Annotated in this window: 15 protein-coding genes; 7 read left to right on the forward strand and 8 right to left on the reverse strand. The window is 69.9% G+C overall.

Annotated elements, in window-relative coordinates:
• Nucleotides 1–32: 32 nt before the first annotated feature.
• Entirely contained in the window at nucleotides 33–2,264 is a 2,232-nt protein-coding gene (locus FKR81_RS38765; protein ID WP_146359684.1) for an alpha-N-acetylglucosaminidase, read from the forward strand.
• A gap of 13 nt (nucleotides 2,265–2,277) precedes the next feature.
• Here FKR81_RS38765 and FKR81_RS38770 read toward each other — a convergent pair whose 3' ends face one another.
• Together FKR81_RS38770 and FKR81_RS38775 are read right to left on the reverse strand one after the other, a co-directional pair.
• Nucleotides 2,278–3,480 (reverse strand): glycosyltransferase family 2 protein, encoded by a 1,203-nt coding sequence (locus FKR81_RS38770; protein WP_235922162.1) that lies wholly within the window; start codon nucleotides 3,478–3,480, stop codon nucleotides 2,278–2,280.
• A gap of 24 nt (nucleotides 3,481–3,504) precedes the next feature.
• Nucleotides 3,505–4,506, reverse strand: a complete 1,002-nt coding sequence (locus tag FKR81_RS38775; protein WP_186763429.1) for an LLM class flavin-dependent oxidoreductase — start codon at nucleotides 4,504–4,506, stop codon at nucleotides 3,505–3,507.
• A gap of 193 nt (nucleotides 4,507–4,699) precedes the next feature.
• Between FKR81_RS38775 and FKR81_RS38780 the strand changes: the two genes are divergently transcribed.
• The 5 genes from FKR81_RS38780 (at nucleotide 4,700) to FKR81_RS38800 (ending at nucleotide 8,432) form a co-directional block, all read left to right on the forward strand.
• Nucleotides 4,700–5,776, forward strand: a complete 1,077-nt coding sequence (locus FKR81_RS38780; RefSeq protein WP_146359802.1) for a BtrH N-terminal domain-containing protein — start codon at nucleotides 4,700–4,702, stop codon at nucleotides 5,774–5,776.
• 37 nt (nucleotides 5,777–5,813) lie between these two features.
• Nucleotides 5,814–6,074, forward strand: coding sequence for a GNAT family N-acetyltransferase (locus FKR81_RS38785; protein WP_222598551.1), 261 nt, complete (start codon nucleotides 5,814–5,816; stop codon nucleotides 6,072–6,074).
• 32 nt (nucleotides 6,075–6,106) lie between these two features.
• Nucleotides 6,107–7,102, forward strand: a complete 996-nt coding sequence (locus FKR81_RS38790) for an MBL fold metallo-hydrolase (RefSeq protein ID WP_146359693.1) — start codon at nucleotides 6,107–6,109, stop codon at nucleotides 7,100–7,102.
• 2 nt (nucleotides 7,103–7,104) lie between these two features.
• Nucleotides 7,105–7,809: a lysophospholipid acyltransferase family protein gene (locus tag FKR81_RS38795; RefSeq protein ID WP_186763430.1), complete on the forward strand. Its 705-nt coding sequence runs from the start codon at nucleotides 7,105–7,107 to the stop codon at nucleotides 7,807–7,809.
• 182 nt (nucleotides 7,810–7,991) lie between these two features.
• On the forward strand, nucleotides 7,992–8,432 hold the full coding sequence (locus tag FKR81_RS38800; RefSeq protein ID WP_222598552.1) for a ClpX C4-type zinc finger protein: 441 nt from the start codon (nucleotides 7,992–7,994) through the stop codon (nucleotides 8,430–8,432).
• Here FKR81_RS38800 and FKR81_RS38805 read toward each other — a convergent pair.
• Genes FKR81_RS38805 through FKR81_RS38815 form a run of 3 tightly spaced genes read right to left on the reverse strand, consistent with a single transcriptional unit; the run spans nucleotide 8,407 to nucleotide 11,481 of the window.
• Nucleotides 8,407–8,847: a response regulator gene (locus FKR81_RS38805; protein ID WP_146359696.1), complete on the reverse strand. Its 441-nt coding sequence runs from the start codon at nucleotides 8,845–8,847 to the stop codon at nucleotides 8,407–8,409. The two genes, FKR81_RS38800 and FKR81_RS38805, sit on opposite strands and share 26 nt — an antisense overlap.
• The gene (locus FKR81_RS38810; protein ID WP_235922163.1) at nucleotides 8,840–10,339 is read right to left on the reverse strand and encodes a sensor histidine kinase; all 1,500 of its coding nucleotides are present in this window, start codon (nucleotides 10,337–10,339) and stop codon (nucleotides 8,840–8,842) included. The genes FKR81_RS38805 and FKR81_RS38810 overlap by 8 nt, the downstream gene beginning before the upstream one ends.
• Complete coding sequence (locus FKR81_RS38815) at nucleotides 10,336–11,481, reverse strand: PP2C family protein-serine/threonine phosphatase (RefSeq protein ID WP_146359699.1); 1,146 nt, start codon at nucleotides 11,479–11,481, stop codon at nucleotides 10,336–10,338. The genes FKR81_RS38810 and FKR81_RS38815 overlap by 4 nt, the downstream gene beginning before the upstream one ends.
• Nucleotides 11,482–11,538: 57 nt before the next feature.
• Between FKR81_RS38815 and FKR81_RS38820 the strand changes: the two genes are divergently transcribed.
• Nucleotides 11,539–12,015 carry a GNAT family N-acetyltransferase gene (locus FKR81_RS38820; protein WP_146359702.1) on the forward strand — a complete coding sequence of 159 codons (477 nt, stop codon included), beginning with the start codon at nucleotides 11,539–11,541 and terminating at the stop codon, nucleotides 12,013–12,015.
• On the opposite strand, the gene FKR81_RS38825 is transcribed toward FKR81_RS38820, so the two are convergent.
• From FKR81_RS38825 to FKR81_RS38835, 3 genes are all read right to left on the reverse strand, one after another.
• Nucleotides 11,956–12,420, reverse strand: coding sequence for a YkvA family protein (locus FKR81_RS38825; protein ID WP_146359704.1), 465 nt, complete (start codon nucleotides 12,418–12,420; stop codon nucleotides 11,956–11,958). The two genes, FKR81_RS38820 and FKR81_RS38825, sit on opposite strands and share 60 nt — an antisense overlap.
• The gene (locus FKR81_RS38830; protein ID WP_146359708.1) at nucleotides 12,420–12,839 is read right to left on the reverse strand and encodes a hypothetical protein; all 420 of its coding nucleotides are present in this window, start codon (nucleotides 12,837–12,839) and stop codon (nucleotides 12,420–12,422) included. The genes FKR81_RS38825 and FKR81_RS38830 overlap by 1 nt, the downstream gene beginning before the upstream one ends.
• Before the next feature lie 137 nt (nucleotides 12,840–12,976).
• Entirely contained in the window at nucleotides 12,977–13,690 is a 714-nt protein-coding gene (locus tag FKR81_RS38835; RefSeq protein WP_235922164.1) for a D-Ala-D-Ala carboxypeptidase family metallohydrolase, read from the reverse strand.
• Nucleotides 13,691–13,737 lie beyond the last annotated feature (47 nt).

Consider the following 13,737-nt stretch of genomic DNA (forward strand, 5'->3'; position numbering starts at 1 on the left):
ATCATCGGTATTCCGTCCGAAGTGGAGTAGGCGTGCGCAGAACCCTTGCCGTGCTCGCGGTTGTCCTGCTCCTCATCGGGCTCGTCGTGGTCGACGTGCTCCGGTCGGAACGCAGGCCTGAGCCGCAGCCGACGGACTCGCCCACCGCGCGCGCCGCGATCGCGCGCCTGCTCGGTGGTGACGAGCGGCGCGCGGCGCAGTTCGAGCTGCGGCGGGTCCCGGCGCAGGACGGTCTCGCCGACTCGTTCACCATCGGCGGCACGACCGGGCACGTGGTGCTGTCCGGTTCGAGCGACGTCGCGCTCGTCTCCGGGTTCCACTGGTGGCTCAAGTACGTGGCGGGCAACCACATTTCGACGAACGGCGACCGGATCTCGTTGCCGGACGCGCTGCCCGCGCCGGGCAAGCCCATCAGCAGGCGCACCACGCTGACGGACCGCTACGCCTACAACTTCACCGTGTTCGGCTACACGATGCCGTACTGGACGTGGACCGAGTGGGAGCGCGAGATCGACTACCTCGCGGCGAGCGGCGTGAACCGCGCGCTCGTGCTCGTCGGCCAGGAGGCCGTCTGGTACGACACCTTCCAGTCGTTCGGGATGTCCGAGTCCGAGGTGCGGGCGTGGATCGCGCAGCCATCGCTGCAGCCGTGGCAGTGGTACGGCTCGACGTCCGGCTACGACCCCGGCGGCGGCGTGCACGCAGGTCCCGTCAGCAAGGAGCTCATCGCACGCCGCGCCGAGCTGGGCAGGCGGATCGCGGACCGGATGCGCGACCTCGGCATCACGCCGGTGTTCCCGGCGTTCATCGGCCACGTGCCGGACCAGGTGTTCGCCGAGCGCAACCCGGACGCGCACCTGGTGCCGCAGGGCGGCTACTCGGGCCACCCCCGGCCGTACTGGCTCGACCCGACCGACGAGCTGTACGGCAAGGTCGCGGCGAGGTTCTACGCGGCGCAGAGCGCCCGCTTCGGCGACACCACGCACTACTCGAACGACCTGCTGCACGAGGGTGGCGAGCTGGGCGGCGTCGACCTCGGCGACGCGGGCCGCGCGGTGCAGGTCGCGCTGAGGGACGCGCACCGCAACGCGATCTGGGTGCTCCAGGCGTGGCAGGACAACCCGATGCGGGAGCTGATCGACGCGATCGACCGCAAGCGCGTGCTGGTGCTCGACCTGGACGCCGACGACGGCCCGTCGTGGAAGCGCAAGGACAAGTTCTGGGGCGCGCCGTGGGCGTGGGGGACGATCCAGAACTTCGGCGGCAGGCTCGGCACGTTCGGCAACCTCCACGAGCCGGGCCGGACGCTGCCGGAGGTCCGCAAGGCGGGCAGCGGCACCCGCGGCAACCTCGTCGGCACCGCGATGGTGCTGGAGGGCACCCACCTCAACCCGGTGGTGCAGGACCTGTTCGGCGAGATGGTGTGGCGCGAGGAACCCGTCGACCTGAGGTCGTGGATCGCGGACTACGCGAAGCGGCGCTACGGCGTGGACGACCCGAACCTGCGTGACGCGTGGCAGACGCTGCTGAAGACCGCGTACTCGTTCCGCGCCACGAACCACGAGAACGGCGAGGGCCCGCATGAGAGCCCGTTCGTCGCGCTGCCGTCGCTGAAGATGACGTCCGCGTCGAACTGGGGTCCGAAGGAGCCGCGCTACCCGGCGGAGGAGTTCGAGCCCGCCCTGCGGCAGCTGCTGAAGGCGCCCGCCTCGGTCCGCCAGCTGGAGACCTACAAGTACGACCTGGTCGACGTGGCTCGGCAGGTGCTCGCCGACCGCGGCCGGGCCAAGCTCACCGAGATCGCCGACGCCTACGGCGCGAAGGACCTCGCCGCGCTCGACACGACGACCGACGAGTACCTGGCCTACATGACGCGCACCGACGAACTGCTCGGCACCCAGCGCGACTGGCTGCTCGGCACGTGGCTCACGTCGGCACGCGCGTGGGGGAGCACCGACGCGGAGAAGGCGGTGCTGGAACGCGACGCGCGCGGCATCATCACCATCTGGTCGGAGCGGGCGTGCGGCGTGTTGCGCGACTACGCCAACCGCGACTGGGAGGGCATGATCGGCGGGTTCTACCAGCCTCGGTGGGAGCGCTTCTTCGCCGAGCTGGCCGGGACCGTGGAGAGCGGGAAGCCGCCGAACATCGACTGGTGCGCGTACGGCAAGGAGTGGACTTCGCAGACGACCGGGTACGCCACCGCGCCCGTCGGGTCGACCTACGAGGTGGCGGCGCGGATCGCGGAGGAGCTGGGCCTCTAGGTCGCATCGGGCCCTAGGCGGCGTGCTCGTCGAGTGCGGCCCACAGGCCGGCGTCGAAGCCGCCCGTGTTGCACTGGTGGTCGAACGTGATGGACCGGTACTTGACCGCGCGGACGGTGTCGGCGGCCTGCCGGTCGAGCAGCTCGTCGATCTCCGGACCGCTGAGCCCGTCGATCTCGTCCCAGAACGTCAGCACCCGGTTGACGTACAACGCCACCAGGTGGTCGCGGGCCGCCTCGAAGCAGCCGTCCGCGAGCGCTTCCACCGCGTCGGCGAGCAGGTGCGGCCAGTCGTCCGCGCCGACCCACAGGCCCCAGGGCGCCGGGCCGAGGATCCGCGCGGACGGCAGCAGTCGCTGGATGTCCGGCTGGTAGGCCTTGAGGTAGTGGTTCGTGGTGGTGGTGACCCTGGCGATGACGTCGGGGTCCTGCCGGACGAACTCGCCGTCGACGGCCTCCCGCTTCACCGGTGCCGCGCGGAACGCCGGGCGCACCCGGTCGAGCTGCGACACGACGTGGAACAGCGAGTCCAGCACCTGCTGCGGCAGGTGCAGGATCTTGGGGAACGGCGAGTTGTGCACCTTGCGCCCCAGCGGGACCTCGGCCACCCGCAGGTGCTCGCGCAGGGCGTTGGCGGTCAGCCAGATGTCGATGCCGTACAGGTACGCGCTCGCCGGACGCGGCCAGCGGGTCATCCGCTCCAGGAACGCCGCGTTGAACGCGAACTCGCCGCCGATGGGCTGCTGCACGTGCACGCCGAAGATCGCGGCGAGCAGTGGGCTGGCCAGGTGGTTGGTGGTGTTGGCCTCGAACCTGTTGCGCCGGTAGGTCGGCAGCGCGAGCACGGGGGAGTCGTCGTCCACCGCGGTGGCCAGTCGTTCGATCCACTGCGGCTCGGTCGACCTCACGTCGGCGTCCAGCAGCAGGACCCGGTCCGCGCCCAGCTCGCGGGCCTTGTCCGCGATGGCGAACACGTTGGTGCCCTTGCCGGTGCCGGCCGCGGTGGACCGCACGACGATCTGGTGCGCGTGGAGGTCCGCGTCGAGGAACCGGTCCGCCGTGCCGTCGGTGCTGCCGTTGTCGGCGAGCACGATCACGTTGGTGCGGTTGGGGAACGCCTGCCGCAGACCCTCGTCTGCGGCGCGTGCCACGGAGGCGACGGTGGTCGCCTCGTTGCGCGCCGGGATGCCCACGACGGTGATTCCACTGTGCCTCACACCGCACATGGTTCGCGGCGCGTGTTACCCCTCGGCTGCGTGCCCGTTAAGTCGGGGTAGGACTTCGGTGCCGAACAGGCGGATCGTGTCCACGACGGACTCGTGCGGCATGCCGCCGATGTCGACCATCACGAGGTGCGTGTCGATGGTCAGCTCGGCGGCCAGCGCGTTGAGCCGGTCGGCGACCTCGCCGGGCGAACCGCAGATCGCCGCGCCCTCCATGATCTGGTCCAGGTCGATGTACCCGTCGCCGCGCCACGGGTCCGCGAACCGCGCGTACTCGCCGAGGTGCGGCCGCCAGCGTTCGCGGGCCTGTTCGGACGCGACGAACACGTGGCTGGGCACACCGACGCGGCCGTGCGGGTGCAGCTCCCGGTACCGGGCGACGACGTCGCGGTAGACCATCGGGTCGCGCAGCGTGCTGGGCAGCATCAGCGGCAGCTGCAGCTCGGCGCACAGGTCCGCGGAGACGGCGCTGCCGCTGCCCACCCACACCGTCGGGTGTGGCGTCTGCACCGGGCGGGGTGTCGTGGTCACGTTCGTCAGCTGGCCGCGGAACCGGCCGTCCCAGCTGACCCGCGGCTCCTCCAGCAGCTTCAGGAGCAGGCGCAGGTGTTCCTCGAACCGGGCGCGCAGCTCGTCCGGCCGCACGCCGAAGGCCGCGTCGGTCTGCTGGTCGACACCGCGCGCCACGATCAGCTCGGCCCGGCCCCTGCTGAGCACGTCCAGCGTGGCCAGCGCCTCGGCGACCAGCACCGGGTCGCGGTGCGCCAGCAGCGTCACGCCGGTCGACAGCCGCAGCGTGGTGGTCCGCGCCGCGACCGCCGCGAGCAGCAGCTCGGGCGCGGACACGATGTAGCGGGTGAAGTGGTGCTCGCCGATCGCCACCCCGGTGAACCCGGCCTCCTCGGCCACGACGGCCTGCTCGACCATCGCCCGCAACCGGTCCGCCTCGGACACCTCTTCACCCGTGCACGGGTTCGGCAGGTGATCGCCGAGGATCAGCAGGTAAACGTCGGGGGCCATGGTTAGAATCATTACAGGCGAATTCCACGCCCAACCTCCTGACCGGGTGCCCACGCCACCCGGCGTCGCGGAGGCAAAGGGGACTTCGAGTGCCTCGGAACGCGTCAACGTCGTCATGCCGGAGCACCAGGCTGTCGCGACATCGAGGTGCGTGGGCCCGAGGTGTCGCAGCGACGGCCGGAAGTGACAGGCGATGACGTCTCGGAAGCAGCTCAAGACCCAGGTCCGCGCCCGCATGGCCAAGACCGGTGAGCGCTACACCACCGCACTCGCGCACGTCGAGGGAGCCGCGCCCGCCGCGGGCTGGACGTTGCGCGGCGGCACCGACCCGGACGCGGCCGGACTGCACGCCATGCTGGAGGAGCGCGGCGTCACCGGGCTCACCGAGGCGCTGGTGTTCGGCATCGGCGGCGGGATCGGCGCCGGCTACATCCTGTGGGAGTTCAAGCGCGAGGCCAGTGCCACGCTGACCCTCGGGTTCGACAACAGCTGGCAGTACGTCGGCCGCCGCACCGAGAAGGTCCTCGCGCGGCTCGGCGTCGAGGCGCGCTGGCACCGGTCGGCGCCCAAGGCGGCGCAGGCGTACCTGACGGACCAGCTCGCCGCGGGCCACGCGGTCATGGTGTGGCCGGACCGCTACCACATCGGCTACTGGGACCTCCCGGACTGGCTCGACGGGCACGGCGGTCACCCCGTCGTCGCGTACGCGGCCAACGGCGACCGGGTCTACCTGGACGACCGCAACCTCGCCCCGCTGACGGTCGCGCGCGAGGACCTCGACCGCGCGTGCGCCCGCGTGGGCAGCTGGAAGAACATGTCGCTGGTGATCACCGGTGAAGGCGCTGAACCGGACGTCGGGGCCGCGGTCCTCGAAGGACTGCGGGACGTCGTCGAGCACCTGTCCGCCAAGTCGGACTCGTTCTCGCTGCCCGCGTGGCGCAAGTGGGCGCGGATGATGACGGACACCAAGGCTCCGAAGGGCTGGCCGCAGGTGTTCGCCGACGGACGCGGGCTGGAAGGTGCGTTGCAGGGCGTCCGCGAGGGGGTCGACGGCCGCTTCGGCATCACCGGCGGCAACCTGCGGCCGTTGTTCGCGGACTTCCTGGAACAGGCGGGGCACGCGCCGCTCGCCCCGCGCTGGCGGGAGATCGCCGAGATGTGGCACGAGCTGGGGGAGATGAGCTCGTTCCCCGAGATGAGTGCCCAGTTGTCCGCTTTGCACGATGCGGAGAAGGCCGCGATCGCCCGGCTCGGTGCCGCTCTGGTCTAGGGCTCTGCAAACGTCCGATCGGAGCATGATGGGGTTCATGAGGATCACCAACAACGAGGCCGAAAGCCGCTACGAGGCCCACGAGGACGACGAGCTGGTCGGCTTCCTGGACTACCGCAGGGTTGGCGAGTCCGTCCTCCTGGTCCACACGGAGTCCCTGCGCGAAGGGCGGGGCATCGGCAGCAAGCTGGCCGAGTTCGCGCTGCACGACCTCGAGAACGACAAGGTGACCGTGACCTGTCCGTTCGTCAAAAGGTATCTGGAGAAGCACCCCGACCCCCGTGTTACCGTCCGGTAGATAGTTGCTGACGCTAACGACGGGGTGGCGGAATGCAGGACTGGACCGAACCGTGTGTCGAGGAAGTCGCCCCCGGTGTGCACCGCATCCCGATGCCGCTGCCGAACGACGGACTGCACGCGGTCAACGTGTACGCGATCGAGGACGGCGACGGCATCGTCCTCATCGACTCCGGATGGGCGCTCGCCGAGGCTCAGCAACTGCTCGAGAAGTCGTTGAACCAGCTCAACCGCGGTTTCGAGGACGTGACGCGGTTCCTGGTGACGCACGTGCACCGCGACCACTACACGCTCGCGGTGCACCTGCGCCGCATCTACGGGAGCCGCATCGCGCTCGGCATCGGTGAGCAGCCGTCGCTCGAGCGGATCCTCGCAGGCCAGGCCGACACCCAGATCGCCGAGCTGTACGTCTGGGGCGCACCGCACCTGGCGCGCGCCTGGGCCGGCGCCATGGAGGGCATCGACGAGGCGCAGCTGCTGCGCGACTACGCGCTGCCCGACGAGTGGCTGGGCGAGACCGAGGTGGAGCTGGAGAAGCGCGTGCTGCGGGTGATCCCGACGCCGGGTCACACCAGGGGCCACGTGGTGTTCGCGGACCAGGCGGCGGGCCTGATGTTCGCGGGCGACCACGTGCTGCCGCACATCACGCCGTCGATCGGGTTCGAGCCGATGCGGCCCGAGATGCCGCTCCTGGACTACATGAACTCGCTGCGCGTCACCCGCGCGCTGCCGGACATGATGCTGCTGCCCGCGCACGGGTCGGTCGGCGGCAGCGTGCACACGCGGGTCGACGAGCTGCTGCTGCACCACGAGGAGCGGCTGACGTCGATGCTGGCCGCCGTCAGGGGCACGGCATATGAGACGGCGTGCAACGTCGGGTGGACGCGCAGGCACCGCAGGTTCGACGAGCTGGACCTGTTCAACCAGGTCCTCGCGGTCGGTGAGACGGCGGCGCACCTCGACGTGCTGGTCCAGCGCGGCGAGTTGAGGGCGACCGAGCGGGACGGCGTGCTCGAATACCACCTGTGACGATGTTCGAGTTGGCGGCGCTCACGCCGCGGTTGCCGCGCCGGGGGCGTGGGTTCTGGTTCTCCCTCGCGATCGACGTGCTGTGGCCGGTCGTGGTGGTGTTCGTGCGGATGCGCATGGCGGGCAGGCAGCACGTGCCGTCCAACGGCGGGGTCATCCTCGCCGCGAACCACCTGTCGAACGCGGACACCGTGTCGACGACCGTGTTCACCCTCGCGTCCGGCCGGGTGCCCCGGTTCCTGGCGAAGGCGAGCCTGTGGCGGATGCCGGTGGTCGGCTGGATCATGCGGTCCGGCAAGCACATCCCGGTCGAACGCGAGACCGGCCGGGCGGCGGGCGCGGTGGACCCGGCCGTGCAGTCGTTGCTGTCCGGTGAGTGCGTCGGCGTCTTCCCCGAGGGCACGTTCACGCGCGACCCCGGCGGCTGGCCGATGAAGGCCAAGTCCGGGGTGGCGCGGATGGCGCTGCTGAGCCGCGTCCCGGTCATCCCGGTCGCCCAGTGGGGTACGCGGGACCTGCTGCCGCACCGCAAGGTGCTGCCCAGGCTGCTGCCGCGCAAGACCGTGCACGTCGTCGCGGGTGCGGCCGTCGACCTCTCGGACCTCTACGACCGGGAGCTGAGCCGCGAGGTGCTGGACGAGGCGACCGAGCGGATCATGGCCGCGATCACCACCCTGCTGCGGGGCATCCGGTTGAACGAGGCCTGAGCGGGTAGCCAAGTGGCATGACACGCAAGGAAAAGGTGAGGCCGGGCGGTACAGGTGTGTGGGCGCCGGTGGTTCCGGAGCCCCGTGAGCCCCAGAAGTGGGTCAGCCAGGAACCAGACGACGTCAACCCGCTGATCGTGCGGAGTGTGGACTGAGCACCACTGTCTAGCTACCCTAGACGCATGACGCTCGACGACTCCCTGCTGCGGCAGGCCCGCGACGCCTCCACCCGCTGGGCTGCCGCGCAGGACCGGGCGGAGCTGGCGAAGGCCGAGTACCACCACGCCGTCCGCAGGCTGCACGCCGCAGGTGGCTCGATGCGCGAGATCGCCGAGGCGCTCGCGCTGAGCCACCAGCGCGTGCACCAGATCGTGGACGCCGTGCGGAGGGCCGGACCCTCATGTTCCTTCTGCGGCAAGGGCAAGGACGACGTCACGTGGCTCGTCACCGGGCCGAACGTGTTCATCTGCGACGGCTGCGCGGCGAGAGCATCCGGTGGAGCCACCGGTGAGTGCTCGTTCTGCGGCAAGACCACCGCAGTGTTCGCCGGCCCGGAAGCGCGGATCTGCGACAGCTGCGCCGTGATCGCCAGGGAGGTCAGCGCGGCAGCTTCACCACGGTGACGAAGAAGTCGTCGATCTGCCTGACCACCTCGATGAACCGCTCGAAGTCCACGGGCTTGGTGACGTAGGCGTTGGCGTGCAGGCTGTAGCTGCGCAGGATGTCTTCCTCCGCCTCGGACGTCGTGAGCACGACGACCGGGATCGACCGCAGCTCCGCGTCCTCCTTGATCTCGGCCAGCACCTCGCGGCCGTCCTTGCGGGGCAGGTTGAGGTCCAGCAGGATCAGGCCCGGCCTCGGCGCGTTCGAGTGCTCACCCTGGCGCCGCAGGAACTCGAGCGCCTCGACCCCGTCGCGCACCACGTGCAGCGCGTTGCGGATCTTGTGGTGCTCGAAGGCCTCCTTGGTCATCAGCGCGTCGCCGGGGTCGTCCTCCACCAGCAGGACGTCGATCACGTTCAGGGCGGGATCAGTCATCGGTCTCCTCGGTCTCCTCGACCACCGGCAAGGTGAACTCGAAGGTCGTGTGGTGCTCGTCGTCGGTCTTCAACCGGATCGTGCCGCCGTGGTACTCGATGATCTTCCGGCACATGGCGAGTCCGATGCCGGTACCCGGATAGGCGTCCTTCGGGTGCAACCGCTGGAAGATGACGAAGATCCGTTCAGCGTACTCGGAGTCGATACCGATGCCGTTGTCGCGGAACGTGAAGGTCCAGTAGTCGTCGGTGCGAGCAGCGTCGATGAAGATCTCCGGCCGCTCGCCGCGGAACTTGAGCGCGTTGCTCACCAGGTTCTGGAACACCGCGCTGAGCAACGACGCCTCGCCGCGCACGGACGGCAGCTCGCCGACCGTGATGGTGGCACCGGTCTCCTCGATGCGCTCCGAGTAGCTGTCGAGCACCTGCGACACGAGTACGCCGGTGTCCACGATGGTGTGCTCACGGGTGATGCGGCCGACGCGGGAGAACGCGAGCAGGTCGTTGATGAGGCCCTGCATGCGTTTCGCACCGTCCACAGCGAACTCGATGTACTGGTCGGCCCGCTCGTCGAGCTGGCCGCCGTACCGGCGCTGCAGCAGCTGGCAGAAGCTCGCGACCTTGCGCAGCGGCTCCTGGAGGTCGTGCGACGCGACGTAGGCGAACTGCTCCAGCTCGGCGTTCGACCGCTGGAGCTCGGCCGACTGCTCGTCGAGCTTGGACAGCTCCTGCACGATGCGGCGGCGCATGCCGTTGACGTCGGTGGCGAGCCGGACCACCTCGTGCGGGCCGCGCACGTCGATCTCGTGGTGGAACTCGCCGGACGCGACCTGGCGCACCTCCTCGGCGAGCTGCGCCAGCGGGGTCACCAGGATCCGGTGCAGCACCAGCGCGACGCCTCCGATGAGCAGCACCAGGAACGCGCCCATCACGATGGACAGCAGCAGCACGGTCTGCGCCGAGTCGTCGAGGTCCGACTTGGCCTGCTGCGAGGTCCGGCTCAGGTCCTCGGTCAGCGCGGTGAGCTCGGAGCGGATCCGGTCGAACGCCACCTTGGCCTGGTCCTGGTCGCCCGCCTGCACGAGTCCGGGACCGGTGCTGCGGATGCGCTCGATCGCGGGCTCGGCGTACTCGGCACGCCACCGCGCCGAGTACTCGGTGATGCGGGTGAGCGCGCCGCCGGAGTCGCCGATCAGCGAGCGGACGCCCGAGGTGGACGCCTCCTGCTGCTTCTGGCCGTCGAAGTAGGGCTGCAGGAAGTCCTGCTGACCGGTCAGCGCGAAGCCGCGGACACCGGTCTCCTGGTCGAGCAGCGCGCGGGTCAGGTCCTGCGCGTGCCTGCTCGCCGGCTCGATCTGGTCGATCGCGCGCACTCGGCTGTCGGCCAGCGTGCCCAGCGACACGACCACCAGCGTCACAGCCGCGGTCGTCATCAGCAGCAGGACGGCGACGGTCGCGACGAGCAGTCTCTTGGCGGGCCAGCGGCCCCTCACGGGCGGTCCTGCAGCAGGAGCACGGCCATGTCGTCGTCCAGTTCCCCTCCGTTGAGCTCTTTGACCTCGGCGATCAGCGGGTCCAGCCAGTCCGGACCGCGCTGCGCCTGTCTGTTGATGAGCTCGCACAGCCGTTCCACTCCGAGGCGTTCGACGTCGTCGGGGACGCGGCCCTCGATGAGGCCGTCCGTGTAGCACAGCAACGACCAGCCGGGCGGCAGGTCGACGTCGTGTCCCTGCCACGTGTAACCGGGCAGCACGCCCAGCGGCACGCCGATCTTCGTCTTCGGCAGCTCGACGATCTTCGGGCCGAGCACCAGCAGCGGTTCGGGGTGCCCGGCGAGGTAGTAGCGCGCCGTGCGGCGGTCCGATGAGATCGTGACCATGCAGGCCGTGGTGAACAGGCCCTCCGCGTGACGCTCGGCCACCAGGACCTTGTGCAACGTCTGCAGCACCTTCTCGGCGGGCTGGCCGGCCAGCACGAGCGCGCGCCAGGCGATGCGCAGCGCGACGCCGAGCGCCGCCTCGTCCGGACCGTGCCCGCACACGTCGCCGATCACCACGTGGACCGTGCCGTCGTCGTCTGCGACCACGTCGTAGAAGTCGCCGCCGAGCAGCATCCGCATCCCGCCCGGCTGGTAGCGCACGGCGAGCTCGAGGTCGCCGTGCTGCAGCAGGGGAGGGGGCAGCAGGCCGCGTTCGAGCCGCGTCTTCTCCGCCGCCAGCAGCTTGGCCTCGCGCAGCTGGCGCTGCGCGTCCTCGGCCCGCTTGCGCTCGACGGCGTAGCGGATGCTGCGCAGCAGCAGCTCGCCGTCGACCTGTCCCTTGACGAGGTAGTCCTCGGCGCCCGAGGTGACGGCGTCGATGCCGAGGCGTTCGTCGGTGAGCCCGGTGAGCACGAGGATCGCGGGCGGGTCCGGCTCGCCGAGCAGCCTGCGCAGGCTGTCGAGGCCGGTCGCGTCGGGCAGCCCGAGGTCGAGCAGCACGCACTCCGCGTCCGGCAGCAGCGCGGCGGCCTCCTGCACCGTCCGCGCACGGGACAGGATCACCGGCGCTGCGGCTTCGTCGAGCAGCGACTCGACCAGCACCGCATCACCCTCGTCGTCTTCGACGAGCAACACCCGCACGGTCTTCGTTCTCATCGCGGTGGACATTAACTCAGTGGTATTCCTCGTGTGAGCGCGCCACGATATCGATTTGTGAAGATCCGCCACGCCTTTCCCGCCGAGTTCCGCCACCTGCAGCAGATCGAGGTCGCTTCGGGTGAGCCGTTCCGCTCCGTCGGCATGCCGGAGATCGCGGACGACGACCCGATGCCGCTGGCGGCGATGGCCGAATGCGACGTCCTCGTCGCGGTGAACGACGACGACGTGCCGGTCGCGTTCGCCGCCGTGTCCCCGGTGGACGACGCGCTGCACATCCACCAGATCAGCGTGGATCCGAAGTGGGCGCGGCAGGGCATCGGCGCGCAGCTGATCGCGGCGCTCGGGGACCGCAGGCTGACGCTGACGACGTTCCGGGACGTGCCGTGGAACGCGCCTTACTACGCGCGCCTCGGTTTTGTTGAGCTGACCGAGCTCACGCCCGGACTCGCCGAGATCGTGGATGAGGAAGCCTCACGAGGGTTCACCGGGCGTGTCGCGATGCTTCTTCTCCCACAGCAGGTACCGGCCTGACGCGCCGGACGCGGTGGTGAGCAGCCAGACGAGCACGCCCGCGTCGTCGGTGACGCCGATGATCGGCAGCAGCTCGGGGATGAAGTCGATCGGCGAGACGAGGTAGACGAGCGAGATCGCCCACAGCGCCAGCCTGCTCTTGGGCAGCTCGCTGTACTGGCCGTTGCGCATGGCGCGGATGAGCCGGGGGAGCGCCTTGATCCGCTGGATCGGGTTGCCGATCGGGTGCGGCTCGCCGCGCAGCTTCCGCCGCCGGTTGCGGTACAGCCCGATCGCCGCGGACACCGCGCCCAGTCCGAGCAGCACCCAGCCGACGAGCGCGGGGCTCATACCCGCCACGGCGGCGTCCCGCGCCAGGAGCGTCGTGAGCCCCAGTGCGGCGAGAACGGCGCCGAAGACGACCACTAGCTCGGTTCCTGGAAGACCATGGCGGGGATGACCGGCCGCGGCGCGCCGTTCGTCGGCTTCGGCGGCTCGACGAGCACCGGCACGGGCTCCTCCTCGGGCATCTCCTTGACCACCGGCTTCTTGGCGGCCAGCTTGGGCGCCTTCTTCTCCGGTGCGGGTTGCTGCTGGTCAAGTGCCGTGCGCGCGGTCGTGATCCACACCTTCTGCATGGCCTCGTCCTTGGAGCCGCCCGCTTCCGCGGTGAGTCCGGAAAGGATGCTCCTGATGCGCGCCACCAGAGCTGGATGACGTCGAACCGCCTGCCACACCGCGTGATCACCGGGTAGCCGTGCGGCGACCAACTGCTTGATCTGCACGCGCAGCTCCTGAGTGGACAGTTCGAGCCAGCGCTCGACGACAGCAGGGCCGATCGCCACGAACAAGCCTCCCAAAGCAGGTCTACTCCACCCAGGATCTCATGAATCGGCTCAGCCGTGGCACGAACGGGGTGTCGTTATGGCCACCTTAACCAACGTCACGTGGGTCGAGGTGGCCACAACGACATTCATCGCATTCAGATTCCGCAGGAACTGGCCGACCAGAACCGGCTGCCGCGGTGGTCGACGTGCGTGTGGTCGCTGTGACCGGGGTAGCCCGGCCCGAGGATGCCGTTGAAACCGTGGTTGCGCGCCTGCTGCGCGAGCTTGCACAGCGAATGGGGACCGGCACCGAGGTCGACCGCGTCGCCGTAGAGGTGCCGCGAGTCCGCGGCACCGCCCGCCGAGTTGTTGCACGCGACGCTGCGGAACCCGCTGGTCACCCTGATCGCCTGGTCGCCGAGCGCGTGCCGCATCGCCTGGAGCTTCCACATGGACACCAGCGCGTTCGCCTTCGCCTGCGCGGCCGAGACCTTGCCGCCCGCCCAGGTGGAGTTGCAGTGGTTGAGCTCGGCGTAGGTGAAGTTCACCGGCGTGCAGTCGTCGTCCTGCAACGCGTAGAGCTTGCTGAAGGTGGCCGTTCCCGCGACGCCGTCGGCCGCGAGCCCGTACGCCTGCTGGAACCGCGTCACCGCGGCCTTGGTCGCCGGGCCGTAGGACCCGTCGATGCCGATCACGGCGCCGTATCCGGGGTAGCCGGACACCCTGATCTGCAGCTGGCGCACGTCCTCGCCGGTCGCGCCCTGGGAGAGCGTGCGGTTCCAGGTGAAGCAGCCGTCGGCTTGGGCGGGAGCGGTGACGACCACGAGTCCGCCGAGCGCGAGCGCCAGCGGTAACAGGATTCTGACCATGCGCAGAAGCATTGAGACCCCCATCACGGTGGATGCTGTCGCACCGC

The sequence above is a fragment of the Lentzea tibetensis genome (genome assembly GCF_007845675.1).
GTDB lineage: Bacteria > Actinomycetota > Actinomycetes > Mycobacteriales > Pseudonocardiaceae > Lentzea > Lentzea tibetensis.

Coding starts and splice junctions, on each gene's coding strand:
- FKR81_RS38775 (WP_186763429.1), bottom strand. CDS start 4,506: ATGGCCCCCGACGTTTACCTGCTGATCCTCGGCGATCACCTGCCGAAC.
- FKR81_RS38780 (WP_146359802.1), top strand. CDS start 4,700: ATGACGTCTCGGAAGCAGCTCAAGACCCAGGTCCGCGCCCGCATGGCC.
- FKR81_RS38785 (WP_222598551.1), top strand. CDS start 5,814: ATGAGGATCACCAACAACGAGGCCGAAAGCCGCTACGAGGCCCACGAG.
- FKR81_RS38790 (WP_146359693.1), top strand. CDS start 6,107: ATGCAGGACTGGACCGAACCGTGTGTCGAGGAAGTCGCCCCCGGTGTG.
- FKR81_RS38795 (WP_186763430.1), top strand. CDS start 7,105: ATGTTCGAGTTGGCGGCGCTCACGCCGCGGTTGCCGCGCCGGGGGCGT.
- FKR81_RS38800 (WP_222598552.1), top strand. CDS start 7,992: ATGACGCTCGACGACTCCCTGCTGCGGCAGGCCCGCGACGCCTCCACC.
- FKR81_RS38805 (WP_146359696.1), bottom strand. CDS start 8,847: ATGACTGATCCCGCCCTGAACGTGATCGACGTCCTGCTGGTGGAGGAC.
- FKR81_RS38815 (WP_146359699.1), bottom strand. CDS start 11,481: ATGAGAACGAAGACCGTGCGGGTGTTGCTCGTCGAAGACGACGAGGGT.
- FKR81_RS38835 (WP_235922164.1), bottom strand. CDS start 13,690: ATGGTCAGAATCCTGTTACCGCTGGCGCTCGCGCTCGGCGGACTCGTG.